At 64.7% G+C, this 18,213-nt stretch carries 15 protein-coding genes; 9 read left to right on the top strand and 6 right to left on the bottom strand.

Annotated features, from left to right (window positions below):
• Window positions 1-191 precede the first annotated feature (191 nt).
• The 7 genes from E8F12_RS27920 (at window position 192) to E8F12_RS27890 (ending at window position 8,646) form a co-directional block, all read left to right on the top strand.
• The gene (locus E8F12_RS27920) at window positions 192-1,337 is read left to right on the top strand and encodes an acyl-CoA dehydrogenase family protein (protein ID WP_280328462.1); all 1,146 of its coding nucleotides are present in this window, start codon (window positions 192-194) and stop codon (window positions 1,335-1,337) included.
• Between the two features lie 96 nt (window positions 1,338-1,433).
• Window positions 1,434-2,234, top strand: a complete 801-nt coding sequence (locus E8F12_RS27915; RefSeq protein ID WP_280328461.1) for an enoyl-CoA hydratase/isomerase family protein — start codon at window positions 1,434-1,436, stop codon at window positions 2,232-2,234.
• 601 nt (window positions 2,235-2,835) lie between these two features.
• Complete coding sequence (locus E8F12_RS27910; protein ID WP_280328460.1) at window positions 2,836-4,023, top strand: lipid-transfer protein; 1,188 nt, start codon at window positions 2,836-2,838, stop codon at window positions 4,021-4,023.
• A 13-nt stretch (window positions 4,024-4,036) separates the two neighbouring features.
• Window positions 4,037-5,230 carry an acyl-CoA dehydrogenase family protein gene (locus E8F12_RS27905; RefSeq protein ID WP_280328459.1) on the top strand — a complete coding sequence of 398 codons (1,194 nt, stop codon included), beginning with the start codon at window positions 4,037-4,039 and terminating at the stop codon, window positions 5,228-5,230.
• 15 nt (window positions 5,231-5,245) lie between these two features.
• Window positions 5,246-6,385 (top strand): acyl-CoA dehydrogenase family protein, encoded by a 1,140-nt coding sequence (locus E8F12_RS27900; RefSeq protein ID WP_280328458.1) that lies wholly within the window; start codon window positions 5,246-5,248, stop codon window positions 6,383-6,385.
• Between the two features lie 30 nt (window positions 6,386-6,415).
• Complete coding sequence (locus tag E8F12_RS27895; RefSeq protein WP_280328457.1) at window positions 6,416-6,871, top strand: MaoC family dehydratase; 456 nt, start codon at window positions 6,416-6,418, stop codon at window positions 6,869-6,871.
• Window positions 6,872-7,293: 422 nt separating this feature from the next.
• The gene (locus E8F12_RS27890; RefSeq protein WP_280328456.1) at window positions 7,294-8,646 is read left to right on the top strand and encodes a DUF1329 domain-containing protein; all 1,353 of its coding nucleotides are present in this window, start codon (window positions 7,294-7,296) and stop codon (window positions 8,644-8,646) included.
• A 277-nt stretch (window positions 8,647-8,923) separates the two neighbouring features.
• On the opposite strand, the gene E8F12_RS27885 is transcribed toward E8F12_RS27890, so the two are convergent.
• Window positions 8,924-10,501 (bottom strand): AMP-binding protein, encoded by a 1,578-nt coding sequence (locus tag E8F12_RS27885; RefSeq protein ID WP_280328455.1) that lies wholly within the window; start codon window positions 10,499-10,501, stop codon window positions 8,924-8,926.
• A 198-nt stretch (window positions 10,502-10,699) separates the two neighbouring features.
• Here E8F12_RS27885 and E8F12_RS27880 point away from each other — a divergent pair, with 198 nt between their 5' ends.
• Window positions 10,700-11,851 carry an iron-containing alcohol dehydrogenase gene (locus tag E8F12_RS27880; protein WP_280328454.1) on the top strand — a complete coding sequence of 384 codons (1,152 nt, stop codon included), beginning with the start codon at window positions 10,700-10,702 and terminating at the stop codon, window positions 11,849-11,851.
• Window positions 11,848-12,279, top strand: coding sequence for a thioesterase family protein (locus E8F12_RS27875; protein WP_280328453.1), 432 nt, complete (start codon window positions 11,848-11,850; stop codon window positions 12,277-12,279). The genes E8F12_RS27880 and E8F12_RS27875 overlap by 4 nt, the downstream gene beginning before the upstream one ends.
• A gap of 294 nt (window positions 12,280-12,573) precedes the next feature.
• Here E8F12_RS27875 and E8F12_RS27870 read toward each other — a convergent pair whose 3' ends face one another.
• Genes E8F12_RS27870 through E8F12_RS27850 form a run of 5 tightly spaced genes read right to left on the bottom strand, consistent with a single transcriptional unit; the run spans window position 12,574 to window position 18,147 of the window.
• A complete protein-coding gene (locus E8F12_RS27870) occupies window positions 12,574-14,169 on the bottom strand; it encodes an arylsulfatase (RefSeq protein WP_280328452.1) in 1,596 nt (531 codons plus the stop codon).
• A gap of 45 nt (window positions 14,170-14,214) precedes the next feature.
• Window positions 14,215-15,117, bottom strand: a complete 903-nt coding sequence (locus tag E8F12_RS27865) for an SDR family oxidoreductase (protein WP_280328451.1) — start codon at window positions 15,115-15,117, stop codon at window positions 14,215-14,217.
• Window positions 15,114-15,554, bottom strand: coding sequence for a thioesterase family protein (locus E8F12_RS27860; RefSeq protein ID WP_280328450.1), 441 nt, complete (start codon window positions 15,552-15,554; stop codon window positions 15,114-15,116). Before E8F12_RS27860 ends, E8F12_RS27865 begins: the two co-directional genes overlap by 4 nt.
• 3 nt (window positions 15,555-15,557) lie before the next feature.
• On the bottom strand, window positions 15,558-16,841 hold the full coding sequence (hisD, locus tag E8F12_RS27855) for a histidinol dehydrogenase (RefSeq protein ID WP_280328449.1): 1,284 nt from the start codon (window positions 16,839-16,841) through the stop codon (window positions 15,558-15,560).
• Between the two features lie 34 nt (window positions 16,842-16,875).
• Window positions 16,876-18,147, bottom strand: coding sequence for an MFS transporter (locus tag E8F12_RS27850; protein WP_280328448.1), 1,272 nt, complete (start codon window positions 18,145-18,147; stop codon window positions 16,876-16,878).
• Window positions 18,148-18,213 lie beyond the last annotated feature (66 nt).

Here is an 18,213-nt window from a genome sequence, read left to right as displayed (position 1 = left end):
TCCCCTACCGAGAGGGGAGGCGCGGGTGCGGAGCCGTCGCCTCCATGCTGGGCACATTGCGCTGTTTGCCAACTGCTGCGTGACGCGTACTCGCCGGTTCGATCCGGGCGGCGTCCAGAGGTCCGGCGGTCGCGTCGGCGGCGGTAGCAGCGCAAAGCATCGGAACTTCGACCCAGGGCAAGAGGAAGCATATGAGCGATACATCCGCAGCATTCCTGAGCGAGCAGGAAATCATGATCCGCGACGCCGCCCGCAAGGTGGCCCAGGAAGTGGTGGCAACCACGGCCGCCGAGCGCGACCGCACTGGCGCCTGGCCCCGCGACGAGCTGAAGGCGGTGGCCGAACTCGGCTTCCTCGGCATGCAGGTTCCCGTGGAAGCCGGCGGCTCGGGCATGTCGTTCCCCGAGTACTGCCTGGCGATCCAGGAATTCGCTGCCGCTGACGCCGGCTTCGCGACCATCCTCCATGTCCACAACGGCATGACCGACATGCTCCATCGCTTCGGCACCGAGCGGCAGAAAGAGAAATACCTGGCCGGCATGATCTCCGGCGAACTGATTGCCGCCGGCCTGCTGACCGAGCCCCAGGCCGGTTCGGATACCGCCGCATTCCGCACCACCGCGCGCCGCGAGGGTGACTGCTACGTGCTCAACGGCAGCAAACAGTTCATCTCCAACGGCAACGAGGCTGGCATCGCCTTCGCCATCGCGGCGGTGACCGACACCCCGGAAGGCCGCAAGGGCCCCAGCATGTTCATCATTGACCCGCGCGAACCCGGCTACACCGTGACTCGCGTGGAAAGCAAGATGGGCCAGCGCTCGGCCCATGTGGCGGCCATCCAGCTGGATAACTGCCGCGTACCGGCGGAGAACCTGCTGGCCGAGGAAGGCACTGCCTACAAGCGCCTGATGGCGACCCTCTCCGAAGGCCGCATCGGTATCGCCGCGGTGGCCTTGGGCGGTGCCCGCGCCGCCCTGGAAGCCGCCGTGAAGTACGCCAACGAGCGCGAAGCCTACGGCGCGCCGATCATCAACCTGCAAGGCGTGGCCTTCGACCTGGCCGACATGGCCACCCAGTACGAGGTCGCCCAGCATTTCACCCTGCACGCGGCCCGGCTGCACTTCGCGGGTGTGCACTGCGCCAAGGAGGCCTCCATGGCCAAGCTGTTCGCCAGCGAAATGGCGGAGAAGGTCTGCTCCGAAGCCCTGCAGATCCACGGCGGCTACGGCTACCTCAGCGACTTCCCGGTGGAGCGTTACTGCCGTGACGTTCGCGTCACCAAGATCTACGAGGGCACCAGCCATATCCAGAAGGTGATCATTGCTCGCCACCTCTGACAGGGCGGGTAACGATCCTGTTGAACGCGGAAACCAGATGTCTGGACAGCGAGCCGGGTATGCCCGGCTCGTCGTCGTATCGAGAGGAAAATGGACGTGACTGACAGTGCAGTGCTGTACGAGAAGATCGGCAAGACGGCGCTCATCACCCTGAACCGGCCGCAGAAGCGCAATGCCTTCGAGGCTGCCGTCAGCGATGCCCTGGCGGCAGCCGTGAAAGCCGCGCGGGACGACCGTTCGGTGCGCTCGGTGGTGTTGACCGGGGCGGGCGGGGCGTTCTGCTCCGGCTTCGACCTGGGCAGCCTGGAGGAGGGCGAGGACGGCACCTTTGCCGGACGCAACCTGGTGCTGGGTTTCCACGACTGGTTCGCCGATCTGATTGACCTGGAAAAGCCCGTGATCTCCGCAGTCGATGGCGTTGCCGTAGGGGCGGGGTTCTCCCTGGCCCTGGCGGCGGACTTCATCTTCGTTACCCCGCGCGTGCGGCTGTTGCCGACCTTCCTCAGCCTGGGGCTGGTGCCGGACCTGTCCATGCTGCATGTGCTGCCACGGCTGGTTGGCCTGGCCAAGGCCAAGGAGATCATCTTCTCCGCGCGCCCACTCGATGCCGACGAGGCGCTGGCGCTGGGCCTGGCGCAGGCGATCCTTCCCCAGGAGCAATTGGTGGACAGCGCCTTGCGCTTCGCCGCGCAGTTCGACGATGCCCCTGCCGAGGCGCTGGGCATGGCCAAGACACTGCTCAACCGCTCGTTCGAGACCGACCGCCAGGCCATGACCCAGTTCGAGGCCACCGCCCAGTCGCTGTGCGGTGCGAGCCGCTATCACGCCGAGGCGGTACGCCGTTTCCTGGCCAAGGAAGGGTTGCCGTACCGGGGGGCGGTGCGTCCGGCGTCCTGATGTTTCGCGAATGAATTCGCCCCTACAGGACTATGCCGAAGATGAGCCAGGAGTCACCCCTCGCCCTCTGGGAGAGGGGCCGGGGGTGAGGGTAGTTGCCGGCTAGCACGGTGCCCAACCATTTTGCGAATGAATTCGCCCCCCACAGGACTGTGCCGAAGGCGTGCCGAGAGCCACCCCTCGCCCGCATGCGGGAGAGGAGCCGGGGGAGAGGGCGGTTGCCGGCTGGCACGGTACCCAGCCATTTCGCGAATGAATTCGCTCCTTCAGGGCAGGGCTGCGTCCTGCTTGGCGAATGAATTCGCCCCTACAGGACTGTGCCTGCGGCGAGCGCCAACGCACCGTCCGTCCGCAGCGCCACAAAACGCCACGCCTGGCGTCCATTGCCACTGCCGCTGAAACCCGCATCCGCTAACATGCCGCCAATCATTCGGCCGGGGAGGGGTGCCTGCCCGGAGCGCCATCCCGGGCTATCCAAATGGGGAGGGGCGGAACGCTGGAGGGGCTGCCTATCCTTGAGGCTCAAAAGCCTGCCGCCCAGTGCCAATGCCGGGCGAGCGCCGCTGGCGCCTGCGGGATACCCACAGTTGAGGAGAAAGACATGAGGCAGAAAGTCGTCGTCGCCGGTGTAGGCATGATCCCGTTCGTGAAGCCGGGCCAGAGCGAAACCTACGCGGTCATGGGCGAGCAGGCCGTGCGCCTGGCCCTGGCGGACGCGGGTGTTGGCTATGAGTCCATCCAGCAGGCCTTTGCCAGCTATGTCTTCGGTGACTCCACCTGCGGCCAGCGCGTGCTCTACAACGTGGGCATGACTGGCATCCCGGTGCTCAACGTGAACAACAACTGCGCCAGCGGTTCGTCGGCGCTGTACCTGGCCAACCAGGCTATCAGCAGCGGCATGGTGGACATCGTCCTGGCCTTCGGCTTCGAGCAGATGATCCCCGGTGCCATCAACAGCGCCTTCGCCGACCGTCCCAGCCCGCTGGAGCTATTCCTGGAGCAGTGCAACGAAGCGATTCCCGGCGCCGTCGAGATTCCCGCCGCCCTGCGCATTTTCGGCAGCGCCGGCGTCGAGCACATGAAGCGTTTCGGCACCCCGCTGGAAACTTTCGCCAAGATCCGCGCCAAGGCCAGCCGCCATGCGGCGAACAACCCGAAGGCCGTGTTCCGCAAAGTGGTCACCACCGAGGAAGTGATGGCCGACCAGGTGGTCTGGCCTGAGGTCATGACCCGGCTGATGGCCTGCCCGCCCACCTGCGGCGCCGCCGCCGTGGTGCTGTGCAGCGAGGCCTATGCGCAGAAGCACGGCCTGGATCGCAGCGTGTCTATTGCCGGCCAGGCACTGACCACCGATGGCGCGGAAACCTTCAAGTCCGGCGACATGCGTGATGTGGCGGGCTTCTCCATGTCCCGCGCGGCCGCTCGCCAGGTTTACGAAATGGCCGGCATTGGTGCCGATGAAGTGGACGTGGTCGAACTGCACGACTGCTTCGCCCAGAATGAACTGCTGACCTACGAATCCCTGGGCCTGTGCCCGGAGGGCGGCGCACAGAAGTTCGTCGACGACGGCGACAACACCTACGGTGGCCGCTATGTGGTCAACCCGTCCGGTGGCCTGCTGTCCAAGGGACATCCCATCGGCGCCACGGGCCTGGCCCAGTGCACCGAGCTGGTCCAGCAGCTGCGCGGCCAGGCCGAGCAGCGCCAGGTAGAGGGCGCGCGCATCGCCCTGCAGCACAACATCGGTATCGGTGGCGCCTGCGTGGTGACCATGTACCGCAAGGACTGACAGGGGAAACCTGATGGATTTTCAACCTGACGCCAGCCTCGCGGTTTTCCGCGAGGAGGTCCGGCAGTTCATTCGGGAGGTCCCGGATGAGCTGAAAGGCCAGCAGCGCTGCACCCGCTCGCCGCGCGAGCAGATCATGCGCTGGCAGAAACTGCTCAACGAACGTGGCTGGGGCGCGCCCTACTGGGCGAAGGAACACGGCGGCACCGGCTGGTCGGTGCCGCAGATCCTGGTGTTCGACGACGAGTGCAGCGCGGCTGGTACGCCGACCCAGGACGCCTTCGTGCACAAGATGCTCGGGCCGGTCCTCAACGCCTTCGCCACGCCGGAACAGAAGGCCGAGCATCTGCCGGCCGTCTTCAACGGCGAGCGCCTGTGGTGCCAGGGCTTCTCCGAGCCGGGCGCCGGTTCCGACCTGGCCTCCCTGCGCACCCGTGCCGTGCGTGACGGCGACCACTATGTGGTGAACGGCCAGAAGACCTGGACCAGCTACGCCCACCATGCCGACTGGATCTTCCTGCTGGCGCGCACCGACACCGAAGTGAAGAAGCAGGCCGGTATCAGCTTCCTGCTGGTGGACATGAAGACGCCCGGCGTCACCGTGCGCCCGATCCGCAGCATCGACGACGCCCACCACCTGAACGAAACCTTCTTCGACAACGTGCGGGTGCCGGTGAAGAACCTGATCGGCGTCGAAGGGCAGGGCTGGAGCATCACCAAGTTCCTGCTCAACAACGAGCACGCCACCACCGCCGACCTGCCCGAGCTCAAGCGTTACATGCGCGAGCTGCGGCTGATCGCCGCCACGTTGCACGTGGGCGACCAACTGCTCTGCGAGCGTCCGGAGTTCGCCTTGAAGCTGGCGCGGCTGGATGCCGAGCTGCAGGCCATGGAAATGCTGGTGCAGCGCGTGGCGCGCCTGGAACAGCAGCACAACCCGGCCTCCCACGGTCTCGGTTCGATGCTGAAGGTCCGCGCTACGGAGCTGCAGCAACGCATCACCGAGACGCAGATCGAGGCCCTGGGGGACTACGGCGCCATCGCCTATCCGCATCCACACGAGGCGGACCCGGAGCAGCCATATCCGCTGCAACGGCTGGCGCGCGGCATTTCGAACGACATGTTCCTGCGCCGGGCTTCCACCATCTACGGCGGAACCAGCGAAGTGCAGCGCGGCATCATCGCCAAGTTGCTGTTCCAACTCTGATAGCAGGACACCGGCATGGATTTCGAACTCACTTCGGAACAGCAGCTGTTACAGGACAGCGTGCGCCGCTACATCGACAAGGCTTACAGCTTCGAGGCGCGCAATGCCTTGCTGAAGGCCGGGAAGAACGGCAGCGCCGACAACTGGGGCCTGTTCGCCGCCAACGGTTGGCTGATGGCCGCGCTGCCCGAGGAACACGGCGGACTCGGCGGCTCGTCGCTGGAAACCGCGATCATCGCCCAGGAGCTGGGCCGCGGCCTGGTGCTGGAACCTTACCTGGGCTGCGCGGTACTGGCCGCCCAGACCCTGGCGGCTGCCGGCAGCGCCGAACAGCAGGCGCGCTGGCTGCCACAACTGGCGGACGGCACTTGCCGCATTGCCCTGGCCTACAGCGAGCCCGGTTCGCGTGGCATGTCCGAGCCGGTGACGCTGCGCGCCGAACGCAGTGGCGATGGTTTCATTCTGCATGGCCTCAAGAGTCTGGTGCTGGGCGCACCCGATGCCCAGGCTTTCATCGTGTCCGCACGGATCTCCGGTATGGCGGGCGTCAGCCTGCTGCTGGTGGACGCCGACGCTGCGGGATTGGAGCGCCAGGCGCTGCCGCTGCATGACGGTACCTGGGTGGAAGAACTCAATTTCGATGGCGTCGAGGTGACGGCGGACCGTTTGTTGGGCGAAGCGGGGCAAGGCTTGCCGGCGCTGCGTGAAGGCCTGGCCCACGGTATCGTTGCGATTTGTGCCGAACTGATCGGCGGCATGGAAAAGACCCTCGAAGTCACTGCCGGCTACCTCAAGGTCCGCAAGCAGTTCGGTGTGCCCATCGGTTCGTTCCAGGCCCTGCAGCACCGCATGGCCGACATGGCCGCAGAGCTGGAACTGGCCCGTTCGATGCTGCATGTGGCGTTGGCGTCCATGACCAACGACGACGAGCCGACCCGGCGCAAGACCCTGTCCGGCGCCAAGATGCTGATCGGTCGCGCGGCGAAGTTCGTCTGTGGCCAGGGCATCCAGTTGCACGGCGGTATCGGCATGACCGAGGAATACCTGGTAGGGCACTACTACAAGCGTGCCGTGGTCGCCGACCTGTTGCTGGGCAGCAGTGACAGCCACGAAGCGGCCTGTGCCACCGCCCTGCAGGCTGAGCTGCGCGCCTGACCAAGCCATTTCGACCATCTGGAGAACACAATGAAAAGCTACGAAACACTGGCCGAACTTCAGGGCCTGGTGGGTGAAGTCGTGGGCACCAGCGACTGGGTGACCATCGACCAGAACCGTATCAACACCTTCGCCGAAGCCACCGGCGATCACCAGTGGATCCACGTCGACCCCGAGCGCGCCGCCAAGGGCCCCTTCGGCAAGCCGATCGCCCATGGCTTCCTGACCCTCAGCCTGCTGCCGGCCTTCATGACCAATGCCTTCGAGCTGCGCAACGTGAAGATGGGCGTGAACTACGGTCTGAACAAGGTGCGCTTCGTCCAGCCGGTACCGGTAGATAGCCGCCTGCGCGGGCACTTCAAGGTGCAATCCTGGGAGCCGCTGGAAGGCAATGGCGCGCAGATCACCTACGAGATGACCGTGGAGATCGAAGGTGCGGCCAAGCCGGCCTGCGTGGCCGAGACCATCCTTCGGGTATTCGCCTGAACCGCATCACCACCCTCTGAGGGAGACAGGGCGCAACCCCGTTTCCCCTGTCTGGAAACGCCACGCCGTGCCTTCGGACACCGCGTGGCGCTTTTGCATTCTGTGCCTTGCTCCTGGCGTATCCGACCGGCCGTCCATCCCCCCCCTCCGCGCGCCAATAAGGGGGGGGCGAGGGGAGGGGGAGGTTGGTTAAAAAAACGCTGCCAGGAAGAAAAACACCTCCCGCAATAACCCCTTGCCTTGAGGCCCCGGGGGCAATTCCAGGGGGTGCCCCTGGACCTGTACGGCAAGTCCGCATTGACCTGAGGCGGGCCGACGACACACCTGCGTCGACCGTCGTTCCAACTGGTAACGGCCTGTTCCTCAAGAGGCGTGGCACGCTTTACGAGACGTTCAAAACCACAATCTCAGAGGGTGGAGACATGACTAGACTGACAAGAACCCTGATCGCAGCCAGCCTGCTGGCCGCGCATGCAGGCGTGCTCCATGCAGCAGTGACAGCGGAAGAAGCCAAGCAACTGGGTACTTCCCTGACCCCGGTCGGTGCCGAAATGGCCGGCAACGCCGACGGAACCATTCCTGCGTACACAGGAGGCCTGAACACAGCGCCGCCCGGATTCGACAAGAGCAAGGGCATTCGCCCGGACCCCTTCGCCAGTGAGAAGCCGCAGTTCTCGATCGATGCCAGCAACGTCGATACCTACGGCGAAAAACTCACCGAAGGCACCAAGGCACTGCTCAAGAAACTGCCCGGCTACCGCCTCGACGTCTATCCGACACACCGCACCGTGGGCTATCCGCAGTTCGTGCTGGACAACACGCTGAAGAACGCCACCAGCGCGACCTTGACCAACAACGACGAGACCCTCCAGGGCGCCCATGCCGGCGTTCCGTTCCCGATTCCCAAGCGCGGTATCGAGGTGATGTTCAACCATCTGGCGCGCTACCAGGGCCTGTCCTGGGTCGCACCCAAGTACGGTGCCTACAACGTCGACGCGGCAGGCAAGCTGGTGACCTCCACCCAGGGTCGATGGACCTACGAGATGCCGTACTACGACGCCTCCAAGAGCGGCGATGACATCCTGCTCACCCGTGCCCGCGCCAACTACACCGGTCCCGCGCGTCGTGCCGGTGAAGCGGTGATGACCTTCGACTACACCGCTACCGAGCGGGGACGCAAGGCCTACCAGTACCTGCCCGGCCAACGCCGCGTGCGCCTGGCCCCGGACCTGGCCTACGACACCCCGAACGCCAGCACCTCGGGCATGTCCACCATCGACGACATCAACCTGTTCAACGGCCGGATGGACCGCTTCGAGTGGAAGCTCGTAGGCAAGAAGGAGATGTACGTTCCGTACAACACTTACCGCTTCACCTACGCCGAGAATCCCGAAGAGGTGTTCGGTCCCAAGTTCATCAATCCGGATCTGGTGCGCTGGGAGCGGCACCGCGTCTGGGTGGTCGAGGCGACGCTCAAGCCAGGTATGCGTCACGTCTACTCCAAGCGCACCTACTACATCGACGAAGACAGCTGGACCGCCCTGGCGGTGGACCAGTACGACGGTCGCGGTCAGCTGTGGCGGCCTGGATTCAGCTACCTCACGCAGATGTATGACGTGGGCGGCACCAACAGCACCGCCGGTCACTACGACCTGATTGCCGGGACCTATTACATCAACGTCTGGCCGGGTAAAGCCGGTGTGGTGGTGGCGGACAAGCTGACATCTGACAAAGGCTGGACCTCCGATAGCCTGGCGGGGGCCGGTATTCGTTAACTCCGGACGGGGAGTGTTGGGCGGAACCGAGCTGGTCGGTTCCGCCTTTTTTTGTTTGGGGTGGAAGGTGAGCGGAGGTCGTAGCTTGAGTAAGCAGTTGGTTGCTAACTTTCAGACCGCGAGTGGTTCCAGCATTGATTGTCCCTAGCAGGCGCGAGTCACCCCTCTCCCGCTAGCGGGAGAGGGGTGACTCGCGCCTGCAATGGCCAAACCATCCTGAAACCCCCAGAAAAAAGCCCCGGCATCGAACCGGGGCTTCACCACAGCCAGGCGTCGATCAGGACACCCGTCGCGCCTGATCCTTCCAATAGCGCTCCCGCACCTGCCGACGCAATACCTTACCCACGGCGCTCACCGGTAACGCATCGACGAACGTTACCGACTTAGGCGCCTTGAACCGGCCCAGGCGTTCCTTGACCCATTCGATCAGTTCCTCCTCCGCGATCACCACGCCGGGCTTCAGCACCACCTCGGCATGCACGGCCTCGCCCCATTTGTCATGGGGCACGCCGACCACGGCGGACATGGATACGGCCGGATGGGCGTTGAGGGTCGCTTCCACTTCCACCGCATAGACATTGAAGCCGCCGGTGATGATCACGTCCTTCTTGCGGTCGACGATGAACAGGTAGCCGGCCTCATCCAGGTAGCCCAGGTCGCCGGACTTCCAGAAGCCGTTGTGGAACTCGGCGGCGGTGCCTTCCGGGTTGTTGTGGTAGCCGGAGATCGTGCCGCGTCCACGCAGCCAGATCTCGCCGGTGGTCCCGCGCGGGACCGGTTTGCCATTGTCGTCCACGACCGCCAGCTCGATGCCGATGGTAGGGCGCCCGGCGGAGGCCAGGCGGCCGGTCTGGATGGCGGTCAGGTGATCGGCCTTGGTCAGGGTGCAGACCGCCTGGGCGCATTCGGTGGAACCGTAGAGCTGGAAGAAGATGTTGCCGAAGCGTTGCTGGGCCTGCTCCAGCTTGGCCGGGCTCATGGGCGCGGCGCCGTAGTAGAGGGTTTGCAGGCTGGACAGGTCGTACTGGGTGGCTTCCGGAAGTTCCACCAGCCAGCCCACCAGGGTCGGCACCATCAGCGCGGTGGTGATGCGTTCCGCCTCAACGTTGCGGCACCAGGCCCTGAGGTCGGCGGCGTTCTGGGTGACGGTGCAGCCGCCACGGAACAGGGTTGGCAGCAGCGAGAGGCCCGAACCGTGGCTGATGGGTGCGATGTGCAGGTAACGGGTCCGCTCATTGAAAGCCTGGCCCTGCTCGCTGTCGGCGTACATGGAGTCCCGCGCCGCCAGCCAGTTGTCGATGGTGTAGCGGGCGCATTTGCTGCGGCCGGTGGTCCCCCCGGTGAAGCGGTAGATCAGCACATCCTGGTGCGCATCCGATTCGACATCGGGCTCTTCCTCCGAGACCCCTTCGAGCAGGTCCCAGAAGTAGCGGGCATAGGCATGCCGCGCGGGCGGAACGTCCATGCCTACCACCCGCGTTCCGCGCTGGCGCAGCATTTCGCCGTAGCGGTCCAGGAGCTCGGTCTCGATAAAGACCACCTTGGGCCGGATGAACTCCACCTGCCAGCGGTGTTCTTCGAGGGAGTCGCGGATATTGGTGTGGGCGATGGCCGCTTCGCCCTTGAACGCGGTCCAGGCATGCAGCAGCGACAGGTTGTCGTTCTCCAGGATGCACAGGGCTGTATCGCCTCGTTGCAGGTCCAGACGGCTGCGCATCATGTTGACGATGCGGTTGGTCAACCGGTGCAGTTCATCGAAGCCGTAGCGCCGGTTGCGCTCGATGTTCACCAGGGCTTCCTGGTCGGCGAAGCGCAGGGCGGTCTGGCCCATGACGCGGGAGAAGTTCATCTTCATCGAGGTCTCCGTTTGTTGTTCTGGTTGGTGGAAATCGCATTCTAGGAGTGCCCCTGGGCTGCAACCCCTCCCGTCTGGGGAGGGGAGCGCGCGGAACGGATGACCTCTTGCACGCCCACTCCTAAGTGGGGGGGACTGTCTCCGGTGATCCCTCTAAGGTGCATTTCCCACCTTTCCGAACAATTCGCGAGGCGTCCCATGCGCACCCTGGCGTTCAACACGACCAAATCCATCCTCATCGAATGCGGTGCTTCGCGCCGCATCGCGGCCCCTGTGCGAAGCATGGGCTGCCAATCGGTACTCATCGTCACCGACCCTGGTGTCCTGAAAGCGGGCCTGCTGGACTCTGTGCTGCCCGAACTGGAGCGCGACGGCCTTCGGGTGGCGGTGTTTTCCGATGTCCAGGCCGATCCGCCTGAATCGGTGATCCTCGCAGCGGTGGAGGCGGCCAAGGCCAGCTCGGCGGACTGCGTGATCGGCTTCGGCGGCGGCAGCTCCCTGGATGCCGCCAAGCTGACCGCCTTGCTTGCCCGCAGCGGTGAATCCCTGGCCGGGTCCTATGGCATCAACGTGGCCAAGGGGCCGCGCCTGCCGCTGATCCTGGTGCCGACCACGGCAGGCACGGGGTCCGAGGTCACGGCGGTGTCGGTGGTGACCACTGGCGCTGGCGAGAAGAATGTGGTGATTTCGCCGCTGCTCCTGCCGGACCTGGCCGTGCTTGATGCCGAACTGACCCTCGGCCTGCCGGCAGCCGTCACCGCCGCCACCGGTATCGATGCGATGGTGCATGCCATCGAGTCCTATACCAGCCGGCACCTGAAGAACCCAATCTCCGATTGCCTGGCCCGCGAGGCCCTGCGCCTACTCGCGACCAACCTGCATGAGGCCTGCCGCAACGGTGCCAACCTGGAGGCGCGGGAAAACATGTTGCTGGGAGCCTGCCTCGCCGGCATGGCATTCGCCAATGCGCCCGTGGCGGCGGTCCATGCGTTGGCCTATCCGCTGGGCGCGCGCTTCCACATTCCCCATGGGCTGTCGAATTCCCTGGTGCTGGAGCCGGTGGTCCGCTTCAACCTGGAAGTGGCCGCGCCGCTATATGCGGAGCTGGCGGATATCGTTCTGCCCGGTCTCGGCGGCGATGCGTCGGCGAAGGCCAATGCCCTGGCCGACTACCTGGGTGGCGTGGCCGGCGAGCTGAGCTTGCCCACGCGCCTGCGGGAACTGGGCATCGGCCAGACCGATATCGAAGACCTGACCCGCGATGCCACCCGACAGACCCGCCTGCTCGGCAACAACCCTCGGGAGCTGGGCATCGATGACATCCGCGCCATCTACGAGAAGGTCCTATGAGTCACGCACGTCCTACCCGCAGCCAGTTTTCCCACTTCACCAGCATGCCCAGCCGTTGGGGCGACCATGACTCCTATGGGCACGTCAACAATGTGGTCTACCACTCCTACTACGAGTCCGCCGTCAGCCTTTTCCTGGTGGAGCAGGGGACGCTGGACATCGCCAGCAGCCCGGTCATCGGTCTGATCGTCGAGAACAGCTGCACCTACTTCTCGTCGATCAGCTTCCCGGACCGCATCACCATCGGCATGCGCATCGCGAAACTGGGCAACAGCAGCGCCCGCTACGAGCTGGCGCTGTTCCGCAACGATGAGCAGGAAGCCTCCGCGGCGGGCTACATTGTCTACGTCTATGTCGACCGCGCCACCAACCAGTCGACGGCCATTCCCGAACACGTGCGAGCTGCGTTGCTCACGTTGGTGGATTAGTTCGGATCGGTCCCGTGGCGTCCTGCCATACACGCCTACGTGCCTGGTGATACAACCCTCTCCCCTGACCCCTCTCCCGCAGGCGGGAGAGGGGTGACGCTCGGCCCCGCCTCGACGCAATCCTGCCCGTTTCTGTAGGAGCGAATTTATTCGCGAAATGGCTATGCACGGAGCCGGCCTGAACCTTCCCTCACCCCCAGCCCCTCTCCCAGAGGGCGAGGGGTGACTCGCGCCGGCGAGGTCAGAACAAACCTGATGCCACCAGCGGCCTGAAATTTGGAACGGAGGCGCGTATCAGCGCGCCTTCTTCTGTCCCTGCAGGAAATCCTGCACCAGGTTCGAGCGGTCGAAAGACTTGGCGGTCTGCACCGGCGGATACTCGGCCAGGGTCTTCAGGTGCGCGCCGATCAGCTCGCCCATAGGTCCTGAAATCCACGACGACTTCTGGATCATGTGGCCGTAGGAGTCCTTGCTGTCGTAGCTCTCGAACGGGTCGCTGCGCAGGTTGAACATCAGCGGCGCGAAGCGTGGCACGATCTGCGCGTAGTAATCCTCCTTGGTGGAGAAGTGCAATTTCCACGGGCCCATGCGCACGGCGGTCAGCTTGCTTTCGATGTAGTACAGAAGGCTGTTGCGCTTGCTCTCCGGCGACTTGCCGGTCCAGTAGTCGCGGTTGTCGATGCCGTCGATGTACTGCTTCTTTTCCTGCTTCATGCGTTCGACGACGTCCGGCACGCCGGCTGCGGCCGCAAGGCTGGTGAACATGTCCTGGTGCGCCTGGATGCCGTTGAGAATCTGCCCCGGCTTCACCACGCCTGGCCAGCGCAGCATCGACGGCACGCGCACGCCGCCTTCGTAGGTGGTCATCTTCTCGCCACGGAAAGGCGTCGTCGCGCCATGGGGCCAGGAGGAATGCTCAGGACCGTTGTCGGTGGAGTACCAGACGATGGTGTTGTCCTCCAGACCGTTCTCCTTGAGGAAGGCAAGCACCTGGCCGATGTCGTGGTCGTGCTGCAGCATGCCACTGCCCTGCGTGTCGTCCTCGTGGGTGTACTTCGCGGCGGCGTGGCGCCACGTGTCGTTGAGGTGGGTGTACAAGTGCATGCGGCTGGTGTTGAGCCAGACGAAGAAGGGCTTGTCTTCCTTGTGCGCCTTGCGCATGAAATCCAGCGCCATGGGAATCACTTCGGCGCCGTCGAAGTCTTCCATGCGTTGGGTCGTCAGCGGCCCGGTGTCTTCGATCGTCTGCTTGCCGACCGGTCCGAAGCGCGGGTCCATCGTCGGGTCGTCCCTGTCGCTGGCGAAGGTATGCAGCACGCCTCTGGTCTGGAACTTCTTCGCGAACGTTTCCGGGCCGCCAGGGTAAGCGTTGGCGAAGTTCTGGTAGTCGACGTACTCGCGCTGTTCCTCGGTGTTGAGGTGGTACAGGTTGCCGAAGAACTCGTCGAACCCATGCACGGTCGGCAGGTTGGCGTTGTTGTCTCCCAGGTGGTTCTTGCCGAATTGACCGGTGCGGTATCCGACAGATTTCAGCACTTCGGCGAGGCTCGGCGAGGCGGCCTGCAGGCCGAGCTTGTCGCCCGGCAGGCCCACCGTGGTCATGCCCGAGCGGATCGGGTATTGGCCGGTGATGAAGGCCGCGCGGCCTGCAGTGCAGGACGGCTGGCCGTAGTGGTCCGTGAAACGGATGCCCTGCATGCCGATGCTGTCGATGCTGGGCGTGGTGTAACCCATGGTGCCCATGCCGTAGGCGCTGACGTTCTGCCAGCCGATGTCGTCGCCCCAGATCACCAGGATGTTGGGTTTTTCCGTCCTGGCCTGCACCAGGGGCGCGGCGAGCAACGTACAGGCTAGGCCCGCAAGTGCCAGGCGCTTGATGCGTTGGATCATGAATTCATCTCCTCTAGGTTGAGCCTGATGACCGGTGCAAGTGCTTCAGCCGCGTAGCGCCGCGACCAGCCCTGCGCGCAGTTCGGGGTAGTCGGCGTAGGGATCGGGTGGGTTGCGCTGCTCGACCATGGCCTCGAAGCGCTCGCGTACCGATCCCATCGCCTGGGGATGCGAATAGATGTAGAAGCGCCACTGGCGGATCGCCTCGAAGGTCAGTTCGGCGATTTGTTCGGCACTGATCCTGGCGGAGCCGGTGGCCTTCTGGTTCTGGGCCAGAGCCATCGTCTGCGAGCGCGTCGGGACAGAGGAATTGGCAAGTTCACCTGGTCGATTCCGTGCGGACTGGCTGATACCGGTCGGCACAAAGTAGGGGCACAGTACCGAGCAATGCACCTGCTCGGAAACCAGCGCGAGATCGTGGTAGAGCGTTTCGCTGACTGACACCACGGCGTGCTTGGACAGGTTGTATGCGCCCAGGGTCGGTGCGTTCAGCAACCCGGCCATCGAGGCGGTGTTGATGATGTGCCCCTCGTAGTCCGGGTCGGCCGAGGCGGCTTCGAGCATGATCGGCGTGAAGATGCGCACGCCGTGGACCACGCTGCGCACATTCACGCCCAGCACCCAGTCCCAGTCCTTCTCGCTGTTTTCCCACACCAGCCCGCCGGCGAGCACGCCGGCGTTGTTGAACAGCAGATGCACGGCGCCGAACTCGGCCAGCGCCGCATTGGCCAGGGCCTGCACCTGCCCGGCCTGGGAGACGTCGGTACGCAGGCCGATCACCGCAGCGCCGCGGGCACGCAGATCGGCCACGGCGGCCTCGAGCGCCTCGGCCTGGATGTCGGCCAGAACCAGCTTCATGCCGAGCGCGGCGCCTCTCTCGGCAAATGCCTTGCCGAAACCCGAGGCCGCACCGGTGATCACCGCCACGCGATTCTGAAAGTCCTTCATGACGCCACCGCGATGCGTTCCAGGGCGTGGCGCAGTTCAGCCGGCAGCGGCAGCGGGCGGCGTGTCTCCCGGTCGACGTAGACGTGCAGGAAGTGACCCTGGGCGGATGCCACCTCGTTGTCGTTGGCGAACAGGCCGACTTCGTAGCGCACGCTGGAATTGCCCAGATGCGCCACGCGCAAGCCTGCGCGCACGATGTCGGGGAAGGCGATGGACGAGAAGTAGCTGCAGCCGGTTTCCACCACCAGGCCGACCGTAGGGCTCTCGGCGAAATCCAGCACCTTCTGCTCCAGCAGCCAGGCGTTGACTACTGTGTCGAACCAGCTGTAGTAGACGACGTTGTTGACGTGGGCGTAGACGTCGTTGTCCATCCAGCGCGTGGTGATGTCACGGAAGTAGCGATAGGCACTGCGGCTTTCTGCAAGGGGTTTGCTCATGGCTCAGCCCTCCACCTTCATGCGGCGCACGCGGATGTCCGCCTGCTCCTTGTGTCCGGACATGTGCTCGTAGCCGCACAGGCGCGAGCAGTATTCGCCCACCAGCACGCTCGCCTCATCGGTCAGCACGCGCTGGTAGGTGTGGGTCTTGATGAACTTGCCGACCCACAGCCCGCCCGTGTAACGACCCGCGCCCATGGTGGGCAACGTGTGGTTGGTGCCGATCACCTTGTCGCCATAGCTGACGTTGGTGCGATGGCCGAGGAACAGGGCGCCGTAGCAGGTCATGCGGTCGTGGTACCAGCTCGGGTCTTTCGTCATCACCTGCACATGCTCGGAGCACAGGCGCTCGGCCACTTCCAGAGCTTCTTCGTCGGTGTCGCACAGGTGGATTTCGCCGAAGTCGCGCCAGGCGGCGCTGGCGACCGGAGCGGTGTCCAGACGGGCGAGCACGCGCTTGATGGCGGCCGGAAGTTCCTCGGCAATCTTCTGGCTGGTGGTCACGCAGTAGGCGGGGGAGGTGGGGCCGTGCTCGGCCTGGCCCAGCAGATCGACGGCCACCAGCTCGGCGTCCACCGTGTCGTCGCAGATCACCATCGTCTCGGTGGGGCCGGCGAACAGGTCAATGCCGACGCGGCCGAAGAGCTGCCGCTTGGCTTCGGCCACGTAGGCGTTGCCAGGGCCGACGATCATGTCCACGCCCTTGATGCTCTCGGTGCCGATGGCCATCGCCGCCACCGCCTGGACGCCGCCGAGGCAGTAGATTTCATCGGCGCCCGCGAGGTGCATGGCGGCCACGATCTCGGGGCAGGGCTTGCCTTCGAAGGGCGGCGCACTGGCGATCACGCGTTTGACGCCGGCCACCTTGGCGGTGAGCACGCTCATGTGCGCGCTGGCGATCAGCGGATACTTGCCTCCGGGGATGTAGCAGCCCACCGAATTGGCCGGAATATTGCGATGGCCGAGCACCACGCCCGGCAGCGTCTCCACCTCGACGTCGTGCATGGAGTCTTTCTGGATCTGGGCGAAACGGCGGATCTGCGCCTGGGCGAAGCGGATGTCGTCTAGCGTCTGTTGCGGCAGGCTGGCGATGCAGGCGTCGATCTGCTCCTGGCTGAGGCGGAAGCATTCCGGTGCCCACTGGTCGAACTTCGCTGAGTACTCGCGCACCGCGGCATCACCGCGTTGTTCGATGTCGGCGAGGATGCCTTCGACGGTAGCGCGCACCTGCGCCTGGTTGCTGGCCTTGGCCTGGGCCGACTGGCCTTTCTTGAGTTGTTGGATCATGGGCTACTTCCTATGGACTCCAGGGGATGCCGCCTCAGGCGGCTTGAAGAATGGGTTCCTTCGGCCGGGCGGCCGCGAGCACGATGAATGCAGCCAGCAGGTACAGGCTCATCACGAAGTACAGGCTGTAGGCGGTGCCGCCACTGCTAGCTTGGAGCGCACTGGTGACCGGGGGGCTGATCGCACCACCGAGGTTGCCGATGCTGCTGACCAGGGCGATGCCGACCGCCACCGATGCGCGGGGCAGGTATTCGGAGGTCAACGCGAAGAACACCGGCGGCACCGAGGCAATGCCCAGCATGGCCAGGCATAGTCCGGCCAGCGAGACGCCGAGCTGCCCCTGGCCCAGGGCGATGATCGCCAGGCCACTGGCGGCCGTCAGTGCGCCGGCGGTGAAATGCCAGCGGCGTTCGCGGCGGCGATCCGAGCTGCGGCTGAGCAGGATCACCCCGGCTGCCGCGAACAGCTGTGGCAGGGTGGCGTAGAGGCCGATTTCCAGTACGTCGGAGACGCCCCAACCCCTGATCAGGGTCGGTGTCCAGAACGCGATCGTGTAGGTGCCCGCGACCATCAGCACATACACCAGTGACAACACCCAGACCTTGGAATCGCTCAGCAGGTCGCGCAGCGAACCATGACTGGCCTTGGTCGCCGATTGGTCCTCTGCGTCGAACTGCTGGCGCAGCCGGAGTTTTTCCTCGGCGCTTAGCCAGCCCGCCTGCTCGGGCCGGTCGACCAGCACGAACCAGGCCAGCAGGCCCAGCAGCGGTGCAGGCAGCCCCTGTACCAGGAACAGCCACTGCCAGCCGTGCCAGCCATTGAGGCCGTCGAAGTACTTCATGATGGCGCCCGACAGCGGCCCGGCAATCAGGCAGGCGAAGATGGCGCCGAGCAGGAACACGGCGATCATCCGCGCACGCCGCGCTGGCGAGTACCAGTAGGTCAGGTAGAACAGGGCACCGGGGGTAAACCCGGCCTCGAATACGCCGAGCAGGAAGCGCAGCACGTAGAACTGCGTTGGCGTCTGCACGAACATCATCGCCATGGCGACGATGCCCCAGCAGACCATGATGCGCAGCAGCGTATTGCGCACGCCGATCTTCTCCAGCATCAGGTTGCTCGGCACTTCGAATAGCAGGTAGCCGATGAAGAAGATGCCCGCACCCAGGGCATAGACGGCATCGCTGAAGGCCAGCGTCTCTTTCATCTGCAACTGCGCGTAGCCCACGTTGATGCGATCGAGGAAGGCCACCACGTAGGCCGTGAGCAGCAGCGGCATAATGCGCCAGCTGATCTTTCGATACATGGCGCGTTCATTCGTGGACTCTGTAGGTGTCATGCCTGTCTCCTGGTTGTCGTTGTTGTTGTGATT

The sequence above is a fragment of the Pseudomonas sp. BN102 genome, assembly GCF_029871245.1.
In the GTDB taxonomy this organism is placed as follows: domain Bacteria; phylum Pseudomonadota; class Gammaproteobacteria; order Pseudomonadales; family Pseudomonadaceae; genus Metapseudomonas.
Note: the sequence above shows the minus strand (reverse complement) of the source record. Positions and strands in the feature narration are given on the sequence as shown.